Origin of the sequence: Bradyrhizobium macuxiense (assembly GCF_007993935.1) — a bacterium.
Lineage (GTDB): Bacteria > Pseudomonadota > Alphaproteobacteria > Rhizobiales > Xanthobacteraceae > Bradyrhizobium > Bradyrhizobium macuxiense_A.
Map to the genome: position 1 here is coordinate 818,297 of NZ_VITY01000001.1, position 19,557 is coordinate 837,853.

The following is a 19,557-nucleotide window of genomic DNA, read 5'->3' on the forward strand; positions in this document are numbered from 1 at the left end:
CTGATGCCTCAGCGGTGGCGGAGCCGGCGATTGACCCGGCGCGCCAGATAATCGCCGGCGGTCTGCACCGTCTGCACCAGCGCGATCAGCACCACGACGACGGCGAGCATCATCTCCGGCATGAAGCGCTGATAACCGTAGCGAATGCCGAGATCGCCGAGGCCGCCGCCGCCGACGGCGCCAACCATCGCGGAGTAGCCGAGCAGGCTGACGACCGCGAGCGTCAAGGCCAGCACCAGACCGGGCAACGCCTCCGGGATCAGCACCTTGAGCACGATCTGCAGCGGACTGGCGCCGAACGATGATGCCGTTTCGATCAGTCCGCCGTCGACCTCGCGGATCGCGCCCTCGACCAGGCGCGCAATGAACGGCGTCGCCGCGATAGTGAGCGGCACGATCGCGGCGCCCGAGCCGATCGAGGTGCCCGCGATCAGGCGCGTGAACGGAATGATGGCAACGACCAGGATGATGAATGGCGTCGAGCGGGTCGCGTTCACGACCATCCCGAGGATGCTGTTGACGGCGGGCGCTGCGAACAACTCGCCTTTGCGGCTGGTCGCCAGGAAGATCCCGATCGGCAGCCCGAAGAAGGTTGCCAGCAGTGCGGCGACCGACACCATGAACAGGCTCTCGCCGGTTGCCTGGATGATCAGATTGATGAGCTCACGCGACATAGCCAAGCCGCTCCGCCGGGAAGTTGTGCTGGGACAGATAGGTCACGGCCTGCTTGACCGCGGCCTCGCCGCCGGGAATGCCGATCGTCAGCGATCCGACGTGCTGGCCGCCGATCTCGTCGATCCGGGCCGACAGCAGCGCGACGTCGATCGACAGCTCGCGCGCGAGCCGTGCAACGACCGTATCGCCGGCATTGCTACCGCGGACCTGCAGGCGGATGACGGCCCGCCCGGCAGCGATCGGTTGCGCCACCAGGCGGCTCGCCAGCGACACCGGAACGCTGTCGCCGACCACCTCCGACAGGAAGGCCTGCGTGACCGGATGCCTGGGATGGGTGAAGATGTCGGCGACATGGCCGCGCTCGACAATCTCGCCGCCGTCGATCACCACGACCTCCTTGGCAAGCTGCCGCACCACCGACATTTCGTGGGTGATCAGGACGATCGTCACACCGAGCTCGCGGTTGATGTTGGCGAGCAGGTCCAGGATCGCACGGGTCGTCTGCGGATCGAGCGCCGAGGTCGCCTCATCCGACAGCAGCACAGTCGGCCGCGTCGCGAGCGCACGGGCGATGCCGATACGTTGCTTCTGGCCGCCGGACAATTCGGACGGATACCGGTCGTACTTGTCGGCAATGCCTACGAGCTCCAGCAGCTCCGCCACGCGGACCGCGATCTCGGCTCTCGACCAGCCCGCGATCTCGAGCGGCAACGCGATATTGTCCGCCGCCGTGCGCGACGACAGCAGGTTGAAATGCTGGAAGATCATGCCGATCGAGCGCTGCGCCAGGCGCAACTCGCGGCCGGCAAGCGCGGAGATGTCGCGGCCATCCACGACGACGCGGCCGGCCGACGGCTTCTCCAGTCCGTTGATCAACCGCACCAGGCTCGATTTGCCGGCGCCGGAACGGCCGATCACGCCGGTGATCGACCCACGCGGAATGGCAAAGTCGATGCCGGTCAGCGCCTGGACGCTCGGCTTGTCGCGGTAAGCGGGATAGATTTTCGAAACGGATTCGAACCTCACCATCGTATCGCGCTCGGTCGGAGCAGATGCGACAGGCGGCGTCTCGACGGGTTGCGCCGCCGTCAGCGATTGATGCACGTTCATTCGGTCGTCCAATTCGAATGGCTTTGGCCGGTCGGGGTCAGAACCCCGAATTCAATGGCCAAAGAGAAGGTAGCTGCGGTCATCGCCGCGGCGATCCCGCGTACCGTCGGTCCAGCCGACAGCCCGCCGATAGCTCCCCATCGCGTCGGTTTGCCTGAGCGCGATGAGGTCGATCGCCTGGGCCTGATCGGCGAAGGGCGATACATAGAGCGCATCTTCGGGACAGTAAAGCTCGCAGAGGAAGCAGGTCTGGCAGTCGCCCTGCCGGGCGATCACCGGAACGCCACTGGTCTTGTCGAACACGTTGGTCGGGCAGACGTTGACGCAGATGTCGCAGGACGTGCAGCGCGCGGAATCGATGACCTCGATCATTCCGCGGCCTCCGCATAGGCCGCGTCCGCATGCGGGCGGACCGAGGTCCAGACCTCGTCGAGGCCGCCAGCCGTCACGTAGTGCCGCTGCCGATCGTCCTGCTCGGGGAAATCGTCGCGGCGGTGCATGCCGCGGCTTTCCTGGCGCGCAAGCGCGCTGCGATACATCCATCGCGCGGTCGCAAGCATCGCCGCACCTTCGCGGGCCCGCAGCAGATCGGCCTTGGAGGCGGCATCCGCTTCGGAAACGTCGTGCCAGGCCGCATCAAGCCGTGCCAGCGCGCCCTCCAGGCGCGATGCTTCCCGGAAATAGTTCAGCTCATAGGGGAACACTTCCCGCTGGACCGCCTTCGCCAGGGCAGCCGGCTCGAATGCCCGCCGCGACCGGCTGCGATACGCGATCGTTCCGGACCGCGACAGCTTCCTCCCGCCAATCGTGCCGAGCTGCCGGGCGTAATCGGCGGCACCCTGCCCCGCCCAAGTGCCCGACGAGATCGCCCAGGCCGCGTTGTGGCTGCCGCCTCCGGTGAATCCGCCGCAGATCAATTCGCGCGTCGCCGCGTCGCCGGCCGCATAGAGCCCGGCCACGCTGGTGGCGCAGCTGTCATCCACGATACGAAGGCCGCCGGTGCCGCGGACCGTCCCTTCGAGGCGCAAGGTGATCGGAAAGCGGTCCTTGAATGGATCAATACCGGTGCGGTCGAACGGCAGGAAAAAGTTCGGCTGCGAGACGCGCATCTGCCGCTGCACCTCGTCGTCGGCCTTGTCGAGCCGGGCATAGACCGGACCCTCAAGCAACGCGCGCGCGATCGCCGACCGGCCGCCCTTCGACGCCGCACCGGGAACGACGCTGCCGTCGTCATGGGTGAAGGTGGCCCAACCGTAGAACAGCGTCTTGGTGACCGAGCCGAACGCCGCCGAGATCGCATAGGGGTTGGAAAACTCCATGCCGCTGAACTCGGCGCCGGCCTCCGCGGCCATCAGGTAGCCGTCACCGGTCAGCACGTTCGATCCCAGCGTCTTGCTCAGGAATGCGCAGCCTCCCGTTGCGATCACGACCGCCTTGGCGCGAACCGTCCAGCGATCGTCCTTCTGCCGGCGCACGCCGCTGGCACCCGCGACGGCGCCGTCATCATCCACCAGCAGTTCAAGCGCCGGGCTGTGATCGAGAATGGTGACGCCGGTCTGCTTGGTGCGCTTGCGCATCAGGCGCATATATTCCGGGCCCTGCAGCGAGTTGCGCTGTGACTTGCCGCTGTCGTCGATCGGATAGGGATAGCCGCATTCGGCCAGGCGATTGCTTTGCTGATAGGTGCGGTCGAGCACGCGCGCCATCCAGCGGCGGTCCTGCAGATGGCCGCCGAGCTTTTCACGGTTCGCCATCGCGGCCTCGCGCAGCGCTGGATTGGGGTCGACATACCAGACGCCGGTTCCGGCCGCAGCGGTCGCGCCCGACGTGCCGCAGAACCCCTTGTCGGCCAGAACCACGCGCGCCCCGCGCTCGGCAGCACAGACCGCAGCCCAAGTCCCCGCCGGGCCGCCGCCCAGCACCAGAACGTCGGCCTCGAACTCCACCGATCCAGTCGGCGCATACACCCGCTCGGCTCGGTTAGGCTGGATCGTCATGCTTCATGTCTCCGGCGGAATCGATCGCGGACCGCATCTCGGCAACATCGTTGCGCGAGCAAGCACTGCAGGCAATTTCAGATATTTGCGGAGAGTTGGACGAAGCTTTCTCCGGCATCGGCAGCCGAAGAAGATTTGTGTTGCCGCACGGCGGATGTTTCGCCTCTGGCGGGAGCGGCGACACAGGATCATGCGACGGCGAGGCGAACAGAGGCGGATATTTCTTTTTGAGCGCGCCCGGCCACCGTCCATTTCTTCCCACGCATCAGGACGATATCTCGTGAGCGAGAACACTCGAGCCCACAGCAGCCATGTCCAAACGCCAACTGATCCGATCCAACCGTCGCAAGGTCCAGCCATGAGCAAACGGCAGCTTTCCCTCAACTTCTTCATCTATCCGGACGGCCATCATGAGGCGGCCTGGCGCTACAAGGCCTCGACTCCAAACCGCCTCCTCGACGTCACCTATTATCAGGAGCTGGCGCAACGCGCCGAGGCGCACAAGTTCGACGCGGTCTTCTTCGCCGACGGCCCGGCACTGGCCGAAAATGTCCGGCATGCCGCGCGGTTTCGGCTCGAGCCGATCACTTTGCTCACCGCAATCGCGTCGGCCACCAAGCGCATCGGCCTGATCGCGACGGCATCGACGACCTATACCGAGCCATACAATCTGGCGCGGCTGTTCGCCTCGCTGGATCATCTCAGCTGCGGCCGCGCCGGCTGGAATATCGTCACGACCAGCACGCCGCAGGCGGCGCAGAACTTCGGGCTGCCCGAGCATCCGCCGCATCACGAGCGCTACGAGCGGGCGCGCGAGTATCTCGACGTCATCACGCGGCTGTGGGACAGTTGGGAAGACGATGCGCTGGTCAATGATCCCGTGTCCGGCGTCTTCGCCGACACCGCCAGGATCCACGCCATCAACCACGTCGGAAAGCACTTCCGCGTGCGCGGGCCGCTCAACGTCTCGCGGACGCCGCAGGGACGCCCGGTCTATGTGCAGGCCGGCTCCTCCGACGACGGACGCGCCTTCGCGGCGCGCTTTGCGGAGGCGATCTTCACCGCCCACCAGACACTGTCGAGCGCCCAGGAGTTCTACACCGACATCAAGCGTCAGGCCCGCGCGTTCGACCGCGGTCCCGATCAGATCAAGATCCTGCCCGGCATCAGCCCATTCATCGCCAGTTCGCAGCTCGAGGCAGATCGGCTGCAGGACGAGTTCAACGAACTGATCCAGCCGGAATATTCGCTGGCCCAGCTCCGCCAGATGATTGGCCTCGACCTGTCCGGTTTCGACCTCGACGGCCCCTTCCCGCGCCATCTGATCGACACCGACAGCGCGCGCGGCGTCGCCAGCCGGTTCAAGCTGGTGGTCGATATCGTCGATCGCGAGAAGCCGACGATTCGCCAGCTCGTGCAGCGTCTCGCCGGCGCCCGAGGCCATTGGGTGATCGCCGGTCCACCGGAGAAGATCGCCGACAACATCCAGACCTGGTTCGAGAACGGCGCGGCCGACGGCTTCAACGTCATGCCGCCCTGGCTGCCCGGCGGCTTCGATCTCTTCGCCGAGCAGGTCGTGCCGATCCTGCGCAAACGCGGCCTGTTCCGTCACGACTACGAGGGCACCACGCTGCGCGACCATTACGGCCTGGCCCGGCCGGCGAGCCTTTACTCCAACGCCATCCAGGCGATCGCCTGATTTGCCGCCCTTGAGCGGCCCGCGGCACGGCTGGCGATCACGCCCGCGCCGGGCGCAGAGCCCGGCGTCGCCGGCAGCGATGCTCGCTTTTTTATTTTAAACATAAAATATTTGCGCCACCAGGAATCGCCGCAGCACGCGTCGGGAAGCCGCCGAGATCGCCTTCCGGCAGGCCGGGCACAGCAAAATTCCGCGCACCGCAGAGCCGATCCGCGCCCCTGATCGAGCCTTGAATTTACTTTTGGCACGAACTATCTTGCAGACGACATCGAGGCCGTCACCTTCAACGGGCCCGGATGCCCCCAGGAGATTTGATTTGGCAGTCGCGAAGGCGTCCCCGCCTGTTTCGCCCAAGAACGGGGGAGATCAGGAGGCCGAGTACAGGGCTCAGACACGGCTTTGGCTTCGGCTGCTCGCCTGCACGACCCTGATCGAGGGCGAGCTACGGCGCCGGTTCCGCGAAGAATTCGATTTCACGATGCCGCGCTTCGACGTCCTGGCCCAGCTTGACCGCGAGCCGAGTGGACTGGTGCTGGGAGAGCTGCCGAAGCGGCTGATGGTCTCTGCCGGAAATCTGACACCGATCGTCGATCGGCTGGTCGAGGACGGCTTCATCACCCGCACGCCTTCAAACCTGGATCGGCGCGTGCAGATCGTCTGCATGACCGTCGAGGGCCGCAAAGCCTTCAGGCGCATGGCCAAGAGCCACGGCTCGTGGCTGGCCGAGCTGCTGGCGGGATTTCCGGCTGACCGGCTCGAAGGGTTGACCCGCGAGCTCGACGAGCTCAAGGGCGCCGTCAGGGACGCGATGCAGAAGCCGTGAGGTGACGCTGCGACCAGCGCCGCAGCCGAATGCCCTCCGACACCGTCCCGCCGCTCAATCAGGGCAGCAGCTTGTATTTCCCGTCCTCGATCTGAACCAGGATCCGTGAGCGCGCATCGACGCCATGCCGATCCGCCGGTGTGTAGGAGTAGACGCCCTGCGTCCCCGCCAGCTCCTTGGTGGTGAACAGCGCCTGGCGAAGCGCGGTGCGGAATTCCGGCGAGCCCGGCTTGGCGCCGGTCGCCATCGCGCGCTTGGCCGCATCGACGAACACCAGCCAGCCGTCGAAGGAATAGGACGAGAACGAGTCGGTCGGCGCCTCGCCGTTCGCCTTCTCGAAGGCGGCGCGGAAATCCAACGCAACCTTCTGGATCGGATTGCTGGCCGGAAGCTGCTCGGCCGCGGTCACCGGCCCAGTCGGACAGATGATTCCATTGGCAGCCTTGCCGGCGAGCCGCAGGAAATCGGCGCTGATGAGCCCGTGGTTGCCGTAGAGCGGCCCCTTGTATCCGCGTTCGGACAGAGCGATCACCGGCAGCGCACCCGGCGTCCCCGTGCCGCCGAGCATGATGGCGTCGGGCCGCGCGGCCAACGCGCGCAGCACCTGGGCCGTCACCGACGAATCCGACCGGGCGTAGCGCTCGTTGGCGATGACCTTGATGTCGGCCGCCTTGGCGCTTTGCGACAGCGACTCGTACATCAGGTCGCCGAAGGCATCCGAGAATCCGATGAACGCAACGGTCTTCAACCCGCGCGCCTTCATGTGATCGACGATGCCTTGGACGAGAAGCGGCGTCGGTTGCGGCGTCTGTACCACCCAGGGCCCGCCATCGCCTGATGGTACCGGCGCGATCGGCGACACTGCGATCATCGGAATTTTCATCTCGATCGCGGCCGTCGCCATCGCCAGCGTCTGCGGCGCGCCCGACGTGCCGATCAGGATGTCGACCTTCTCCTGCTCGACGAGCTTGCGCGCGTTGCGCGCCGACGCCGTGGGATCGGAGGCGTCGTCGAGCTGGATGACGCGAAGCTTCTCACCGCCGACTTCGCCGACATAGGCCTCACCCGCCGCGATCCCCTTTGCATTGGGAATCCCGATCGACGACACCGGCCCGCTGAGGCCGGTGACGAATCCGACGAGGACGTCGGCCTGGCCGGCCTGCGGAACGGCGACCAACAACACGGCCGAGGCCAGCAGGGTCTTCATCGAGATCATGGCACCTGTCCTTCTTGATTTGCGTTTCTTCTGTCGGGCAAGCGCCATCCGCTCGCTTAGTTCGCCGAAACCAACGCGATCACGCGCAGCGGGCTGCCGGAGCCGTTCTGGATCTTCAGGGGCGAAGCCACGATGACGGCGCCGGTGGCAGGAAGCTGATCGAGGTTGCAAAGACACTGCAGGCCATAGCGGCCGGCGCCATGCAGGAAGTGATGCGCGGGATAAGGCGGCTCAAAATGGCCGGCCTGCCCGGCGTCGGTGCCGATCGTCTCGGTGCCGAAGCCGATGATGCCGCGCTCCTCGACCAGCCATTTCATCACGGCCGGATTCGGGCCCGGCGTGTGTGCGCCGTCAGCCCTGAGATTGGCATAGTCGCGCCAGCCCTTCTTGGACCAGTCGGTGCGCAACAGCACCCAATGCCGTTCGGGAATCCGTCCGTGCTTCGCCTCCCAGGCCTCGACGAGCGGGACCGTGAGCACGAAATCCGGATCCTGCGCCGCTCCCGCCGAGCAGTCGATGACGCAGGCCGGCGCGATCATGTCCTTGGCCGGCATCGTGTCGACCGAATTGTTCGGCAGGTCCTTGCCGGTGAACCAGTGAATCGGCGCGTCGAAATGCGTGCCGGTATGCTCGCCGAACGTCACATTGTTCCAGTACCAGGCCGGACCGCGACCGTCGTAGCGCGATATCTCCTGGATCCGGACCGGCGCTGCCTGGCCAAACTCCGGCGGCAGCACGATGACCGGAAAATCCGGACTGAGCGTGAAGGTCAGATCGACGACGCGCACCGCGCCGGACGAAATCGCACCAGCCAGCTCCAGGAGATTCTTGCCTTGCATCGTTACGTCCTCCCGCTTGTTTGAAATCCTGATCTTATTTGTCGAGCTCGCGCTCGAGCGCCTTTGGATTCGCCGCAAGACGCTGCTTGATTTCCGCGGCAACGTCCCCGACATAGATCTCCTCGAGCCCGCCCTTGAGCCCGGACACGATCGCCTGCGCAACAGCACGCGGCGCGACCTTGGGCGGCGGCACGGTCTGGAACCACTCGGTGTCGACCGGCCCCGTGAACAGGTTCATCACCTTGACGCCGCCGGGCCGAAGCTCTGCGCGAAGACAATGCGACAGCGACAGGCAGGCGGCTTGCGACGCCGAGTAGGCGCCGAAAGCGGGCCAGTTCGCCAGCGCATAGACCGACAGGATATTGACCCAGGCGGCGCTGCTGTTGATGCCATCAGCCCCCCGCATCCGCATCGCGGGACCGAAGGTCTGCGCAAGGTTGATGAAGCCGAGATAGGCCTGATCGACCTCGTCGCGCGCGATGCTCGTGCCCTTGCGGTCGAGCAGCCCGCCGGGCCGCACATATTCCGTCGTGTTGACGAGGATATCGACCTTGCCGCCGATGTCAGCCGCGAGGTCAGTCGCCGACTTTTCGTCGGCCGCATCGAGCGTCACGATCTCGATCCCCGCCTGTCCGCGCAACAGCTGCTCGCCGGCGAACGGCCGCCACGGTTCGGAAACACCGACGAACACCATCTTCGCGCCCGCGGCCTTCAGCGCCGCAACAGCCTCCTGGCCGATCATGCTGCGGCCGTTGGTCACGAGCACACGGCGGAATTTCGGATCGGCCGTCATTTCCCGCCACTGCCTGTCGTCTGCCATGTTGGGAGTCTCCCCCTCGGGTCGGGCAAAGGCCACTGCCTGACCGCTCTTGTCGAGCTGAAACGACATGATGACGGGCGCGCCCTCGACACAGTCGGCATGCAGATGCGCCACCATCGTCGGACCGCAGTCCATCCTGACGAGACCGATGCGCCAGGGCGCCCGCTCGCGGAAATAAACATCGCTCGGCACCCGCGCCGTGGTTTCGGCCAGCAGCGCGCCGCGGCGCGGTGCATCGACGAAAACAAGACCGGCCGACAGACAGGCCGGGCACGCCTCGCGCGCCGGATAGGCGAAAGTGCCGCAGGCCTCACAGCGTTGCAGCATGAAGCGACCTTCGGCGGCGGCGCGCGTGAAGCCGTGCGATGTCCGGCTGCGCGGTCGCGGCGGCGACGCCGGAAGCCGCGTCCGCAGCAGCGGGTTCTTGCGCCGGGGTGGCTCAATCGGATCGATCATCGCGCAGGCCCTGCAAAGATCGCGGCACCGGAGGCCAGGCCGCGGTCATAGTTGATCATACCGAAGCCGGAGGCGAGAGCGAGCTTTGCATCCTTGACCTGCGTCGGACCAGCTTCTCCCAGGACCTGCCGCAAGCCTTCAACCAGCCCGAGATAGGCGCCGGCGGCGCCGGGCTGCCCAGCGGAGAGCTGGCCGCCCGAGGTGTTGTGCGGGAAGTCGCCCTCAATCGTCAGATCGTGCTGACGAACGAAGGCTGCGCCCTCGCCCTTGTTGCAGAAGCCGAGATCCTCGAACTGCATCATCGTGATGACCGGATAGTCGTCATAGGTCTGGACGACATCGAGATCGTCGGGCTTCACGCCGGCCATCGCGTAGAGCTCGCCGACATCCATCGCCCAGCCGCCGCGCACCTGCATCGGATCGTCGGCGAAAGCATTGTGCCGTTCGATCGTCGACAGCAATCGCGCGGCCGGCAAGCCGAGCGATGCAGCGGTCTCGTCCCGCATCACGAGGAAAGCCTCGGCCCCGGCGCACGGCATCACGCAATCGAACAGATGAATGGGATCGGAAATCGGACGGGCCGCCAGATACTGCTCGATCGTCAGCGGCGTCTTCATCAGTGCATGCGGGTTACGCAGCGCGTTGGCGCGCTGGGCGACCGCGATCCTGCCGACGTCCTCCCGCGTGACGCCATACGTCCGCATATAGTTGCGCGCGATCAGCGCGAAGCTCGCATTGGCGCCGCCTGCACCGTAGGGATAGACCGCGTCCTGGTTGAAGCGCGAGAAATTCTCGAGCGTCAGGCGGAAGGAATCGACGTGGTTGGTATCGCCGGCCACGCAGGCCACGATATCGGCATCGCGTGCCTGCACCGCGCGCGCTGCCTTCCGCAACGCCGCAATGGCACTGGCGCCGCCGAGCGGAATCGTGTCCAGCCACCTGACGCACAGCCCGAAATGCTGCGTCAGTCCAATCCCGCTGTCAGTCCCCATGGTGAAGCTGGAAACGCACAGGCCGTCGATGTCGGAGGCCTTGATGCCGGCCTTCGCGACCAGCGCGCTCAGCGCGCGACCAATCCACCATTGCGCGCTCTCGATGGAGTAGCGCGCATAGGGGATCGTGACGGGAGCCGCCATCACGATGCCGTCATACGGTGTGCGCAGCGAATTTTTCACCAGCCGCCTGCCTTGCCTGCCGCCTCAGATCACCGTCAGCTTCACGTCGATATTGCCACGCGTCGCATTCGAATAGGGGCAGCGCTCGTGCGCGCCCGCGACGATCTCCTCCGCCACCGCCTTCTCGACGCCGGGCAGGCTGACCTTCAGTTCGACCGCGAGCGCATAACCGACAGGGACCGGTCCCATCGCAACCTTCGCGATGACCGACGGCTCGGCAGCGGGCGCGATCTTCCTGGAGCGCGCCACGAGCTTGACCGCGCCAAGAAAGCACGCGGCATAGCCGGCCGCAAAGAGCTGCTCCGGGTTGGTTCCCTCGCCACCGGGTCCGCCCAGCGATTTCGGCACCGACAGCGACACCGACAGCAGGCCGTCGGCACTTGCGGCCTTGCCGTCGCGGCCCCCCATAGCGGTCACCTCGGTCTCGTAGAGGATCTTCTCGGGTCGCATCATGTGTGGCTCTCCAAAACTGCTCGGCTGTTCGCGTTAACGCTTGTTGCGCGCGAGCATCGCCCGGAAATCGTCGCGGGCGAGCGCGCTGGCGCGTTTGAAGCTCGGCCCGCGGCTCGGCTCGGTGCCATTGAGCTTCCTGAGCTGCACCCACATCTCGGCGCTCTTCAATGCCACCGCCGCGCAGTTCACGACCGGCGCGTGGCCGACCTTCAGGCCATGCTCCCGCCCGATCAAGAGGCCCGGCAGCACGCCGGCGGGGATCACCACGTCGGCTCCGCGCTCCACCAGCGGGAGGGCGCAGGCCAGAAAATCCTCGATCATCCGGGCATGGGCCGCCTGATCGCCTGCGAACGCACGTGCGAAATCCTCCGGCTTGCAGCCGAGGCCGGTCACGTGGACGACGCGATCACCGAGGCCGTAACGTTCGGCCTGCTCGTAGTGCCAGACCTCGAAGACAGGATCGAGCGTCACGAGGCCGAGGCGCCGGCCGAGTTGCGAGGCCGCCAGCAACGTCGCCTCGCCGGTCCCGATCACGGGAATGTCGAGCGTCGAGCGGAGCTCGTAAAGTCCGGGATCCTGGAAGTGGCCCATCACGAAGGCGTCGAACCCGCTCTCTTCGGCCGCGATGCCGTTGTCGATGGCCTGAACCGCGCAGCGCAGTTCGGCGAGCCGGCCGAACTCCCGATCCGGCGGCGAAATGCCCTCCACCTGAACCGTCGTGCCGGGCGCAGCGATCGTGTTGAGGTACTCCGACAGCCGCGCCATATAGGGCGCGTTCACGCTCGCATCGACGAAACTCTGCCAGAAGATGCGCATCGCCCTTCTCCTCGAACAGTGACAGGAGCATCGGCCATCGGCGTGCCGACGGAGATATTTCAACCATAAACTAATTGACGCGTCAAATGCGCGCGGCGGAGCCCGCCAAGGCGACTGCTCCATCGCAACCAGAGGGCCCAATTTTCGGGACAAAGAAATGGAGGAAAATGGCGCGCGCGGAGGAAATTGTATGCAGCAACATTTTTTTCTGACAGCCCCGTGACACGTGTTGACGGCGCCACGGATAATACTTTAGGCTTTAAGTAATCGACCACCGGCCGCTGCCGGTGGCAATGACGATGATGTTGCAGGGCACCGATTTTGAGAAACTCAATCGCGTGGACTAGCGTCGGGCCGCAATGGCCGGCAGCAGCATCGCCGGCCGCGCAGCGCGGCGGCGGCATTCGTCGTCTTTCGCTTCGACAGATGCCCGCGGGCTGCAGTCGCCCCGCCCGCTATTCGAGCGGCACGCCTCGCCATGGCCGCTGACGCCCCGGCCGAGCGAAACTTCCCCTCGCCGCGCCCGGCGTCTGGCGCTGCAGCAATGCCTTCAATCGGTTCGTTCGCGGCTCGGGCTCCCGCCCGGCTTCCAGACATTCGTACCCAGCATCAACGGAGGACAACGCAAATGCGGCAGAAGACTCTGGGGTTACTCGCACTTGTCGCCGGCGTCTTCGCGGCACCGGCGGCGCAGGCCGACATCACGATCGGCTTCGTCACCTCGCTGAGCGGCAACGGCGCATCGATCGGTATCCCCTATGGGCGCGGCATCAATGCCGCCTATGAATACAAGAAGACGATCAACGGCGAGACCATCCGCCTGATCCAGCTCGACGACGGCTCCGATCCGTCGGCCGCGACGCGCAATGCGCGCAAGCTCGTCGAGGAGGAGAAGGTCGACCTCATCATCGGCACCGCAACGACCCCCTCGACCATTGCCATGGCGGCCGTCGCCAGCGAATTGAAGGTGCCGATGATCGCGATCTCACCCCTCGGCAAACTTCCGGAATCGCCGGAGCAATGGGTCGTCGCCGTGCCGCAGCCGGCTTCGCTGCTGGTCAAGATCGTCGCGGATCGGATGAAGCGCGACGGCATGAAGAACATCGGCTATATCGGCTTCTCCGACGCGTGGGGCGACCTCGTCTATAACGGGGCCAAGGCCGCCGAGCCGACCGACGACATCAAGGTGCAGACCAACGAGCGCTATGCCCGCACCGATACCTCGGTGACCGCGCAGATACTCAAGGTCATGGCCACACGTCCCGACGCGGTGCTGATCGGCGGCTCCGGCACGCAAGGCGCGCTGCCGCTCATCACGCTTTCCGAGCGCGGCTTCAAGGGCAATACCTACGGCACCGTGGCGCTGGTCAATCCGGACTTCGTCACCGTGGGCGGCAAGGCGGCCGAGGGCATTCAGGTGTCCGCCGGCCCCGTGATCGTGGCCGAACAGCTTCCGGACGAGCACTTTGCCAAGAAAATCGCGCTCGACTTCCGCGCGGTCTACCAGAAGACCCACAACATTCCGACCACCGACGGGTTCTCGGCCTATTCCTTCGATGCCTGGCTGATCTTTGCCAACGCGGCCGAGCGGGCGTTGAAGACCGCGAAGCCCGGCACCGCGGAATTCCGCACCGCGCTGCGCGACGCCATCCTCAGCACCAAGGAACTGCCCGGCGTACATGCCGTCTACAACTTCAAGCCTGGCGCGGTAACCGGCGTCGACGAGCGCTCACTGGTCGTGGTCCGACTGACCGGCGGCGCCTGGAAGTACGCGCCATAGACGGAAGACGGCAGGCGATCAGAACGGGGAACGGCGTCTCAATGACGAGCGATATCGCGGCCATTCTTGGGATCGACGGAATCGCCACAGGCGCGGTCTACGCGCTGGTGGCGATCGGAACCGTGCTCATCTTCACGGTGACCCGGGTCATCTTCATTCCCTTCGGCGACATCGCCGCCTTCACCGCGCTGACCCTTGCGGCGCTCGATGCCAAGCGCTTTCCCGGGACCGGCGCGCTGGTCGTGGTGCTCGCATGCCTTGCGACCCTGATCGAGATCATCTCGCTCATTCGCAGCGGCGATATCCGCCTGCTGCCGCGCGCGCTGCTGTTCTATCTCGCCATTCCCTTAGCAGTGGTCGGCATCGCCTGGCTCGTCATGCGCATGGAACCGCCGCTCGCAGTCCGGCTCGTGCTCGCGCTGATGCTGATCACGCCGATCGCGCCTCTGCTGGACCGGATCGTGTTCCGCCCGATCGCCGACGGCACGGTGCTGCTGCTGCTGACGGTCTCCGTGGCGCTGCATTTCGCGCTGGTCGGCCTCGGCCTGCTGTTCTTCGGCCCAGAAGGCGTCCGGACCGAGCCGCTGACGTCATTCTCGACGGAGTTCGCCGGCGTGCTGATCTCGGGCCAGACCATGCTGATCGTGATCGCCGCGCTCGTCTTCAGCGGTCTGCTCTATCTGTTCTTTGACTTCACGCTGGTCGGCAAATCGCTGCGCGCCACCGCGGTGAACCGGACCGGCTCGCGGCTGATGGGCATCCGGCCGGCGCGAGCCGGCACCATCGCCTACCTGCTGGGCTCGCTGATGGCCGGCGTATCGGGCATCCTGATCGCGCCGGTCAATACCGTGTTCTACGATTCCGGCTTCTTGATCGGCCTCAAGGCGTTCGTCGGCGCCATCGTCGGCGGCATGACCAGCTATCCCGGCGCCGCGATCGGCGCGGTCGGGGTCGGCATCCTTGAAAGCTTCGCATCATTCCAGAGCAGCGCGCTGAAGGACGTCATCGTGTTCTCGCTGCTGATCCCGATCCTGATCTGGCGATCCCTCGCCTCGCTGCATTCCGAGGAGGAGATCGAGGAATGACGCGCCTTCATGTTCAGCTCGCCGCGGCAGCAGCGCTCGCGTGCCTCGCACTCGCACCCGTCGTCCTGAGCCCGTTCAGCATCACGCTGATGAACTATATCGGCATCTATTCGCTCGTCGCGATCGGCCTTGCGCTGCTCACCGGCGTGGGCGGCATCGTGTCGTTCGGACAGGCCGCGTTCGTCGGCATCGCGGCCTATGCGACGGCGTGGGTCTCCACCCTGAACGGGCAATCGCCCTGGCTCGGCCTGCTGTTCGGAGTGGTGCTGACCTGCGGCGTCGCAGCCATCCTCGGCGTCGTGACCTTGCGCCTGCAAGGCCACTTCCTGTCGCTCTCGACCGTCGCCTGGGGCCTTGCGATCGGCTTCCTGTTCGGCAATGTCGACGGGCTCGGCCGCTTCAACGGCATCTCGTCGATCCCGCCGATCAGCCTCGGCTCCTTCGCGCTCGTCTCCAGTGCACAGATCTATTACCTGATCTGGGGCATCGTCGCCCTGGTGCTCCTGCTCGGCTACAATCTCTTGGACTCGCGGCTCGGCCGCGCCATGCGGGCACTGCGCGGCGGCAACACGCTGGTCGAAAGCCTCGGCATCAACGCCTTCCGGATCAAGCTCGTGACATTCGTGATCGCGGCCTTCCTCGCCTCGCTCTCCGGCTGGCTTTACGCGCATATGAGCCGCTTCATCAGCCCGGGTCCGTTCGATGCCAGCATGGGCATCGAATATCTAATGATGACGATGGTCGGCGGCGCCGGCAGCCTGCTCGGCGGCGTGGTCGGCGCCGCCATCGTCACCCTGCTGAAGAACAGCGTGCAGGATTATCTGCCGCTGATCGCCAAGGGCGCATCCGGGCAGCTCGAGATCGTCGCCTTCTCCGCACTGTTCATCCTGTTTCTGCAATGGGCGCGGCGGGGCATCGTCCCTTCGATCGCGCGCTACCTGCCGAAGATCCGGCGCGAGCGGCCAAAGCCTGCGCTGCCGCTGCCGCGCCGTCCGCAGCCGACGCCGGGCGAGCTGCTTCTGAAGGTCGATGGGGCCGAGCGCCGCTTCGGCGGCCTCGTCGCGGTCAACAATGTCAGCTTCGAGGTGAGATCGGGCGAAATCCTTGCCGTGATCGGTCCGAACGGCGCCGGCAAGAGCACGATGTTCAACTGCCTGACCGGCGCGCTCCGGGTCAGCAAGGGCGACATCGTCTTCGCCGGACGCTCGATCGTGCGCGATCCGCAATCCCGCATCGCCAAGGCCGGCGTCGCCAGGACGTTCCAGCATGTCAAGCTGCGGCCGCGCATGAGCCTGCTCGAGAACGTCATGCTCGGCACCTACAGCCGAACCAGCAGCGGCCTGTTCGCCGGCGCGTTTCGCCTCAATCGGCGCGAGGAAGCCAGCGCCCGCCACGAGGCGCTGATGCAGCTCGAGCGCGTCGGGCTCGGCGACAAGCCGTTCGAGCTCGCGGGTAACCTTCCGCTCGGCAACCAGCGCATCCTGGAGATCGCGCGCGCACTCGCCGCCGATCCGGCGCTGCTGGTGCTGGACGAGCCGGCGGCCGGCCTGCGCCGCCAGGAGAAGCTGCGACTGGCGGAGCTGCTCCGCTCGCTGCGGGCGGATCACCTGACCATCCTGATCGTCGAGCACGACATGGAGTTCGTGATGTCGCTGGTCGACCGCATCGTGGTGCTCGACTTCGGCTCCAAGCTCTGCGAGGGCGTCCCGAGCGCAATCCGCAGCGACGAGCGGGTGCAAGAGGCCTATCTCGGGGGCGTCGCGTGAGCCAGATGTTGTCCATGACCGACGTCACCGTCTGCTACGACAACGTCGAGGCCGTCCGCAATGTCTCGCTCTCAGTCGACGAGGGACAGATCGTCACCGTGATCGGCCCGAACGGCGCCGGCAAGACCACGCTGCTGATGGCGGCCATCGGCCTGCTCGCATCGCGCGGCAGCATGGTGTTCCGCGGCAGCGACATCCGGAGAATGTCGGTCGAGGACCGCGTCGAGCGCAGGCTCTGTCTCGTTCCGGAGAAGCGCGAGCTGTTCTCCGACATGTCGGTTGCCGACAACCTTCTGCTCGGCTCCTACAGCCTGCGCGATCGCTCGGGCGTCCAGAAGACGCTGGACGAGGTCTATGATCGCTTTCCCCGGCTCAGGGAACGGCAACGCCAGGCCGCCGGCACGCTGTCCGGCGGCGAGCGCCAGATGCTCGCGCTGGGGCGCGCACTGATGGCAAAGCCCGCGCTGCTGATGCTCGACGAGCCGAGCCTCGGCCTCGCGCCGCTGATCGTGCGCGAGATCTTTCGCACCATCGCCTCGCTCCGCGACCTCGGCGTCTCGATCCTGCTGGTCGAGCAGAACGCCCGCGCCGCGCTCGAGACGGCCGATTACGGCTACGTGCTGGAGACCGGCGAGGTCGTCCAATCAGGCCCCGCCAAGGACCTCATCCACGATCCCCGGCTGATCACCGCTTACCTCGGCGGGCACTGACACCAAAATATCGAAAACAACCCCATGCAAAGGAGCCGGCGGGGGCCGAGCGCGAATTCGCTTTTTACGAAATCACCTTGACACGTCGGGCAAATCAGGGTGTACTGCCATCATCGCAGCGCAAGTCCGCTATCCGACCAGACGAGGTCGGTGGTTTGCGAGCGGGTTCTCGGCCTGCGCGGCGCGCAGCCATTCGCGGAAGCTGACGACCTCCGGACAATCTGCGGTGCCTTCAGGCACAATCAGCCAATCGCCCAAGCCGGATCCCTCGTTGACCCGGTCGCAGCGATGGCCCGGATGGTGACCAAGACCGCGGGCTATCAGCAGGTCGACTTTGCCCTCGGCCAACTCGTGCAAGCCGGCGGGCTGCAGCACCTGCAAACCAATCTCCAGATGCGCGCTGCGAAACTCCGCCAATTTGAGGCGGCGCAGGTCGAAGCTGCCATGCACCCCCAATTGCAGCAGCACCGCACCTGCCGGCTTCAACTGCGCGGTCGCGTCCGCGATATGGCGAAAGCCTTCGGAAACCCCGGGCAAATAGGCCTGCCCGGCCGCAGTCAGGATCAGCTGCTTATGCAGCCGCTCGAACAACTGCACGCCGAGACGCGCCTCCAGCGCTTTCACCTGCTGCCCCACGGCGGCAGGCGTCACGTGCAGCTCGTGCGCGGCCAGTTTGAAGCTGAGATGCCGCGCGGCGGCCTCGAAGGCGCGGAGCGCGTTGAGAGGTGGAAGGGCGTAGGTCATCGCGCGGGAGTTTGACACCGACAGGCCGTGGCCTTGCAATAGATTTTCTTGCGCTGAACCGCAGCAAACATGCTTTGCGCCGCGGCGGCGCCGCCGGATACGGTCAGGCCGCAATACGGAGACGCCCATGCCCCCAGCTCACATCGTCAGCCACAATCCCGCAACGGTCCACCCTCCCGCCGGCGGCTACTGCATGGGACTTGAATTGACGCAGCATCGCCGCCTGCTCTTCATCAGCGGCCAGGTGCCCGAGAGATCCGACGGCACCGTGCCCGAGGGTTTTGAGGCCCAATGCGAGCAGGCCTGGCGCAACGTCATGGAGGTGCTCGCCGCCGCAGGTCTTCGCGTCGAGCATCTGGTCAAGGTCACCACGTTCCTGACCGATCGGGATCAGGTCGTGCCCAACCGCACCATTCGTCGCAAGATGCTCGGCGAGCATCAGCCGGCGCTGACGGTCATGATCGCCGAGACCGTCGACAAAAAATGGTTGCTGGAAATCGAGGCGATCGCCGCCGCATGAAACCAGCTTCCTCGACGTCGCAACGATCCAACCGTGTCGGGTGTGCAATGACTGAGACCATCCATCCGTTTTACGAGTCGCATCGCGGCGCAATGGAGGCTGCCATGCGCCATCGCCTCGACCTTGCCGAAGCGATGTTGCGCGAGCGCGCACATCTCGCCGAGATTGATCGAGTTCGGCAGGAGGTGATGGACGAATTCCAGATCGTGCTCACCCAAATGCCCTATGTCGGAGGCGCCGCAAGTCGCATGAGCGATTTCTTCATGCGCCTCACCGGCTTCATGGCAATCAGCCGGGTGCTCCGGCGGCACGGCGTGCCGGTTTCCATGATCGGCGAAATCGAACGGGAAACCTACAAGGCGCAATTGCTCGCCGAGCCCGAGGCGGAACGCCTTGCCTCAGGGCGTCAATTCATGTCGCCTGAGAATCAGGCCTTGCTGCGCGAACAGGCGACAGAAAGCGCGACAGAGAGTCATCAGAAGGAGTTTCCGGAAGATTTCGTCTACGATTTCGTCGAACCGGGCCCGGGTGACAAGTTTGAATTCGGCATCAACTACAGGGCTTGCGGCTTTTGCAAATTCGCGGCTCGCCATGGAGACGAGGAAATCCTGCCGAACATTTGCGGGCTTGATTTCGACGCCTATGCGACGCGAGGCATTCACCTGGAAAGAACGCAAACATTGGCCGGCGGCGCGAGCCACTGCAATTTCCGATTCTCGCGGCTTCGCCCCCGTCACAATGTTCGCTAATGCTCTCAATTGCCTTCCGCTTCCGCCGGCGTAGCGGACGTGACCGGACTCGCTGCCCGCTCGCCCCAGTCGCGAATGACCCGGAACTGACATTTCAGCCGCTCAATTCCTGCGCTAGTATCAG

20 protein-coding genes are annotated in these 19,557 nt (G+C 65.5%); 9 read left to right on the plus strand and 11 right to left on the minus strand.

The features are described 5' to 3' along the window. Positions 1–8 precede the first annotated feature (8 nt). Genes FBZ93_RS03920 through FBZ93_RS03935 form a run of 4 tightly spaced genes read right to left on the minus strand, consistent with a single transcriptional unit; the run spans position 9 to position 3,782 of the window. Positions 9–674 (minus strand): methionine ABC transporter permease, encoded by a 666-nt coding sequence (locus tag FBZ93_RS03920; protein ID WP_146984622.1) that lies wholly within the window; start codon positions 672–674, stop codon positions 9–11. Continuing rightward, positions 664–1,785: a methionine ABC transporter ATP-binding protein gene (locus FBZ93_RS03925; protein ID WP_167528899.1), complete on the minus strand. Its 1,122-nt coding sequence runs from the start codon at positions 1,783–1,785 to the stop codon at positions 664–666. The genes FBZ93_RS03920 and FBZ93_RS03925 overlap by 11 nt, the downstream gene beginning before the upstream one ends. Before the next feature lie 51 nt (positions 1,786–1,836). Further along, a complete protein-coding gene (locus FBZ93_RS03930) occupies positions 1,837–2,157 on the minus strand; it encodes a 4Fe-4S dicluster domain-containing protein (protein ID WP_146984623.1) in 321 nt (106 codons plus the stop codon). Further along, positions 2,154–3,782, minus strand: a complete 1,629-nt coding sequence (locus FBZ93_RS03935) for an FAD-dependent oxidoreductase (RefSeq protein WP_146984624.1) — start codon at positions 3,780–3,782, stop codon at positions 2,154–2,156. The genes FBZ93_RS03930 and FBZ93_RS03935 overlap by 4 nt, the downstream gene beginning before the upstream one ends. Positions 3,783–3,787: 5 nt before the next feature. On the opposite strand from FBZ93_RS03935, the gene FBZ93_RS03940 reads away from it, so the two are divergent. From FBZ93_RS03940 to FBZ93_RS03950, 3 genes are all read left to right on the plus strand, one after another. Then, positions 3,788–4,066: a hypothetical protein gene (locus FBZ93_RS03940; protein WP_146984625.1), complete on the plus strand. Its 279-nt coding sequence runs from the start codon at positions 3,788–3,790 to the stop codon at positions 4,064–4,066. Positions 4,067–4,140: 74 nt separating this feature from the next. Further along, entirely contained in the window at positions 4,141–5,481 is a 1,341-nt protein-coding gene (locus tag FBZ93_RS03945) for an LLM class flavin-dependent oxidoreductase (RefSeq protein WP_146984626.1), read from the plus strand. 316 nt (positions 5,482–5,797) lie between these two features. Beyond that, complete coding sequence (locus FBZ93_RS03950) at positions 5,798–6,304, plus strand: MarR family winged helix-turn-helix transcriptional regulator (protein WP_146984627.1); 507 nt, start codon at positions 5,798–5,800, stop codon at positions 6,302–6,304. A 58-nt stretch (positions 6,305–6,362) separates the two neighbouring features. On the opposite strand, the gene FBZ93_RS03955 is transcribed toward FBZ93_RS03950, so the two are convergent. From FBZ93_RS03955 to FBZ93_RS03980, 6 genes are read right to left on the minus strand one after another with little or no spacing between them, the layout of a single operon-like run. Next, complete coding sequence (locus tag FBZ93_RS03955; protein ID WP_167528900.1) at positions 6,363–7,520, minus strand: ABC transporter substrate-binding protein; 1,158 nt, start codon at positions 7,518–7,520, stop codon at positions 6,363–6,365. 56 nt (positions 7,521–7,576) lie between these two features. After that, positions 7,577–8,359 carry a cyclase family protein gene (locus FBZ93_RS03960; protein WP_167528901.1) on the minus strand — a complete coding sequence of 261 codons (783 nt, stop codon included), beginning with the start codon at positions 8,357–8,359 and terminating at the stop codon, positions 7,577–7,579. A gap of 34 nt (positions 8,360–8,393) precedes the next feature. Continuing rightward, positions 8,394–9,635, minus strand: coding sequence for an SDR family NAD(P)-dependent oxidoreductase (locus FBZ93_RS03965; protein WP_146984630.1), 1,242 nt, complete (start codon positions 9,633–9,635; stop codon positions 8,394–8,396). Further along, on the minus strand, positions 9,632–10,810 hold the full coding sequence (locus tag FBZ93_RS03970; protein WP_146984631.1) for a thiolase family protein: 1,179 nt from the start codon (positions 10,808–10,810) through the stop codon (positions 9,632–9,634). The genes FBZ93_RS03965 and FBZ93_RS03970 overlap by 4 nt, the downstream gene beginning before the upstream one ends. A 24-nt stretch (positions 10,811–10,834) precedes the next feature. After that, positions 10,835–11,263, minus strand: a complete 429-nt coding sequence (locus FBZ93_RS03975) for an organic hydroperoxide resistance protein (RefSeq protein ID WP_146984632.1) — start codon at positions 11,261–11,263, stop codon at positions 10,835–10,837. 33 nt (positions 11,264–11,296) lie between these two features. Further along, positions 11,297–12,079 (minus strand): aspartate/glutamate racemase family protein, encoded by a 783-nt coding sequence (locus FBZ93_RS03980; RefSeq protein WP_167528902.1) that lies wholly within the window; start codon positions 12,077–12,079, stop codon positions 11,297–11,299. 628 nt (positions 12,080–12,707) lie between these two features. On the opposite strand from FBZ93_RS03980, the gene FBZ93_RS03985 reads away from it, so the two are divergent. The 4 genes from FBZ93_RS03985 to FBZ93_RS04000 are packed head-to-tail and all read left to right on the plus strand — an operon-like array spanning position 12,708 to position 17,420. Continuing rightward, positions 12,708–13,859, plus strand: a complete 1,152-nt coding sequence (locus FBZ93_RS03985) for an ABC transporter substrate-binding protein (protein WP_146984634.1) — start codon at positions 12,708–12,710, stop codon at positions 13,857–13,859. 41 nt (positions 13,860–13,900) lie between these two features. Next, positions 13,901–14,944 (plus strand): branched-chain amino acid ABC transporter permease, encoded by a 1,044-nt coding sequence (locus FBZ93_RS03990; protein ID WP_146984635.1) that lies wholly within the window; start codon positions 13,901–13,903, stop codon positions 14,942–14,944. Further along, entirely contained in the window at positions 14,941–16,710 is a 1,770-nt protein-coding gene (locus tag FBZ93_RS03995) for a branched-chain amino acid ABC transporter ATP-binding protein/permease (RefSeq protein WP_146984636.1), read from the plus strand. The genes FBZ93_RS03990 and FBZ93_RS03995 overlap by 4 nt, the downstream gene beginning before the upstream one ends. Continuing rightward, positions 16,707–17,420, plus strand: coding sequence for an ABC transporter ATP-binding protein (locus FBZ93_RS04000; RefSeq protein ID WP_146984637.1), 714 nt, complete (start codon positions 16,707–16,709; stop codon positions 17,418–17,420). The genes FBZ93_RS03995 and FBZ93_RS04000 overlap by 4 nt, the downstream gene beginning before the upstream one ends. 129 nt (positions 17,421–17,549) lie before the next feature. On the opposite strand, the gene FBZ93_RS04005 is transcribed toward FBZ93_RS04000, so the two are convergent. Next, entirely contained in the window at positions 17,550–18,164 is a 615-nt protein-coding gene (locus tag FBZ93_RS04005; protein ID WP_146984746.1) for a LysR family transcriptional regulator, read from the minus strand. Between the two features lie 127 nt (positions 18,165–18,291). Between FBZ93_RS04005 and FBZ93_RS04010 the strand changes: the two genes are divergently transcribed. Together FBZ93_RS04010 and FBZ93_RS04015 are read left to right on the plus strand one after the other, a co-directional pair. After that, complete coding sequence (locus FBZ93_RS04010; protein WP_146984638.1) at positions 18,292–18,684, plus strand: RidA family protein; 393 nt, start codon at positions 18,292–18,294, stop codon at positions 18,682–18,684. Positions 18,685–18,731: 47 nt separating this feature from the next. Next, entirely contained in the window at positions 18,732–19,433 is a 702-nt protein-coding gene (locus FBZ93_RS04015; protein ID WP_167528903.1) for an L-2-amino-thiazoline-4-carboxylic acid hydrolase, read from the plus strand. The last annotated feature ends 124 nt before the right edge of the window (positions 19,434–19,557 follow it).

Bases quoted from the DNA above. Each gene is read 5' to 3' on its own strand.
- FBZ93_RS03920 (WP_146984622.1), bottom strand. From the start codon at position 674: ATGTCGCGTGAGCTCATCAATCTGATCATCCAGGCAACCGGCGAGAGC.
- FBZ93_RS03925 (WP_167528899.1), bottom strand. From the start codon at position 1,785: ATGAACGTGCATCAATCGCTGACGGCGGCGCAACCCGTCGAGACGCCG.
- FBZ93_RS03930 (WP_146984623.1), bottom strand. From the start codon at position 2,157: ATGATCGAGGTCATCGATTCCGCGCGCTGCACGTCCTGCGACATCTGC.
- FBZ93_RS03935 (WP_146984624.1), bottom strand. From the start codon at position 3,782: ATGACGATCCAGCCTAACCGAGCCGAGCGGGTGTATGCGCCGACTGGA.
- FBZ93_RS03940 (WP_146984625.1), top strand. From the start codon at position 3,788: ATGTCTCCGGCGGAATCGATCGCGGACCGCATCTCGGCAACATCGTTG.
- FBZ93_RS03945 (WP_146984626.1), top strand. From the start codon at position 4,141: ATGAGCAAACGGCAGCTTTCCCTCAACTTCTTCATCTATCCGGACGGC.
- FBZ93_RS03955 (WP_167528900.1), bottom strand. From the start codon at position 7,520: ATGATCTCGATGAAGACCCTGCTGGCCTCGGCCGTGTTGTTGGTCGCC.
- FBZ93_RS03960 (WP_167528901.1), bottom strand. From the start codon at position 8,359: ATGCAAGGCAAGAATCTCCTGGAGCTGGCTGGTGCGATTTCGTCCGGC.
- FBZ93_RS03965 (WP_146984630.1), bottom strand. From the start codon at position 9,635: ATGATCGATCCGATTGAGCCACCCCGGCGCAAGAACCCGCTGCTGCGG.
- FBZ93_RS03975 (WP_146984632.1), bottom strand. From the start codon at position 11,263: ATGATGCGACCCGAGAAGATCCTCTACGAGACCGAGGTGACCGCTATG.
- FBZ93_RS03980 (WP_167528902.1), bottom strand. From the start codon at position 12,079: ATGCGCATCTTCTGGCAGAGTTTCGTCGATGCGAGCGTGAACGCGCCC.
- FBZ93_RS03985 (WP_146984634.1), top strand. From the start codon at position 12,708: ATGCGGCAGAAGACTCTGGGGTTACTCGCACTTGTCGCCGGCGTCTTC.
- FBZ93_RS03990 (WP_146984635.1), top strand. From the start codon at position 13,901: ATGACGAGCGATATCGCGGCCATTCTTGGGATCGACGGAATCGCCACA.
- FBZ93_RS03995 (WP_146984636.1), top strand. From the start codon at position 14,941: ATGACGCGCCTTCATGTTCAGCTCGCCGCGGCAGCAGCGCTCGCGTGC.
- FBZ93_RS04005 (WP_146984746.1), bottom strand. From the start codon at position 18,164: ATGACCTACGCCCTTCCACCTCTCAACGCGCTCCGCGCCTTCGAGGCC.
- FBZ93_RS04010 (WP_146984638.1), top strand. From the start codon at position 18,292: ATGCCCCCAGCTCACATCGTCAGCCACAATCCCGCAACGGTCCACCCT.
- FBZ93_RS04015 (WP_167528903.1), top strand. From the start codon at position 18,732: ATGACTGAGACCATCCATCCGTTTTACGAGTCGCATCGCGGCGCAATG.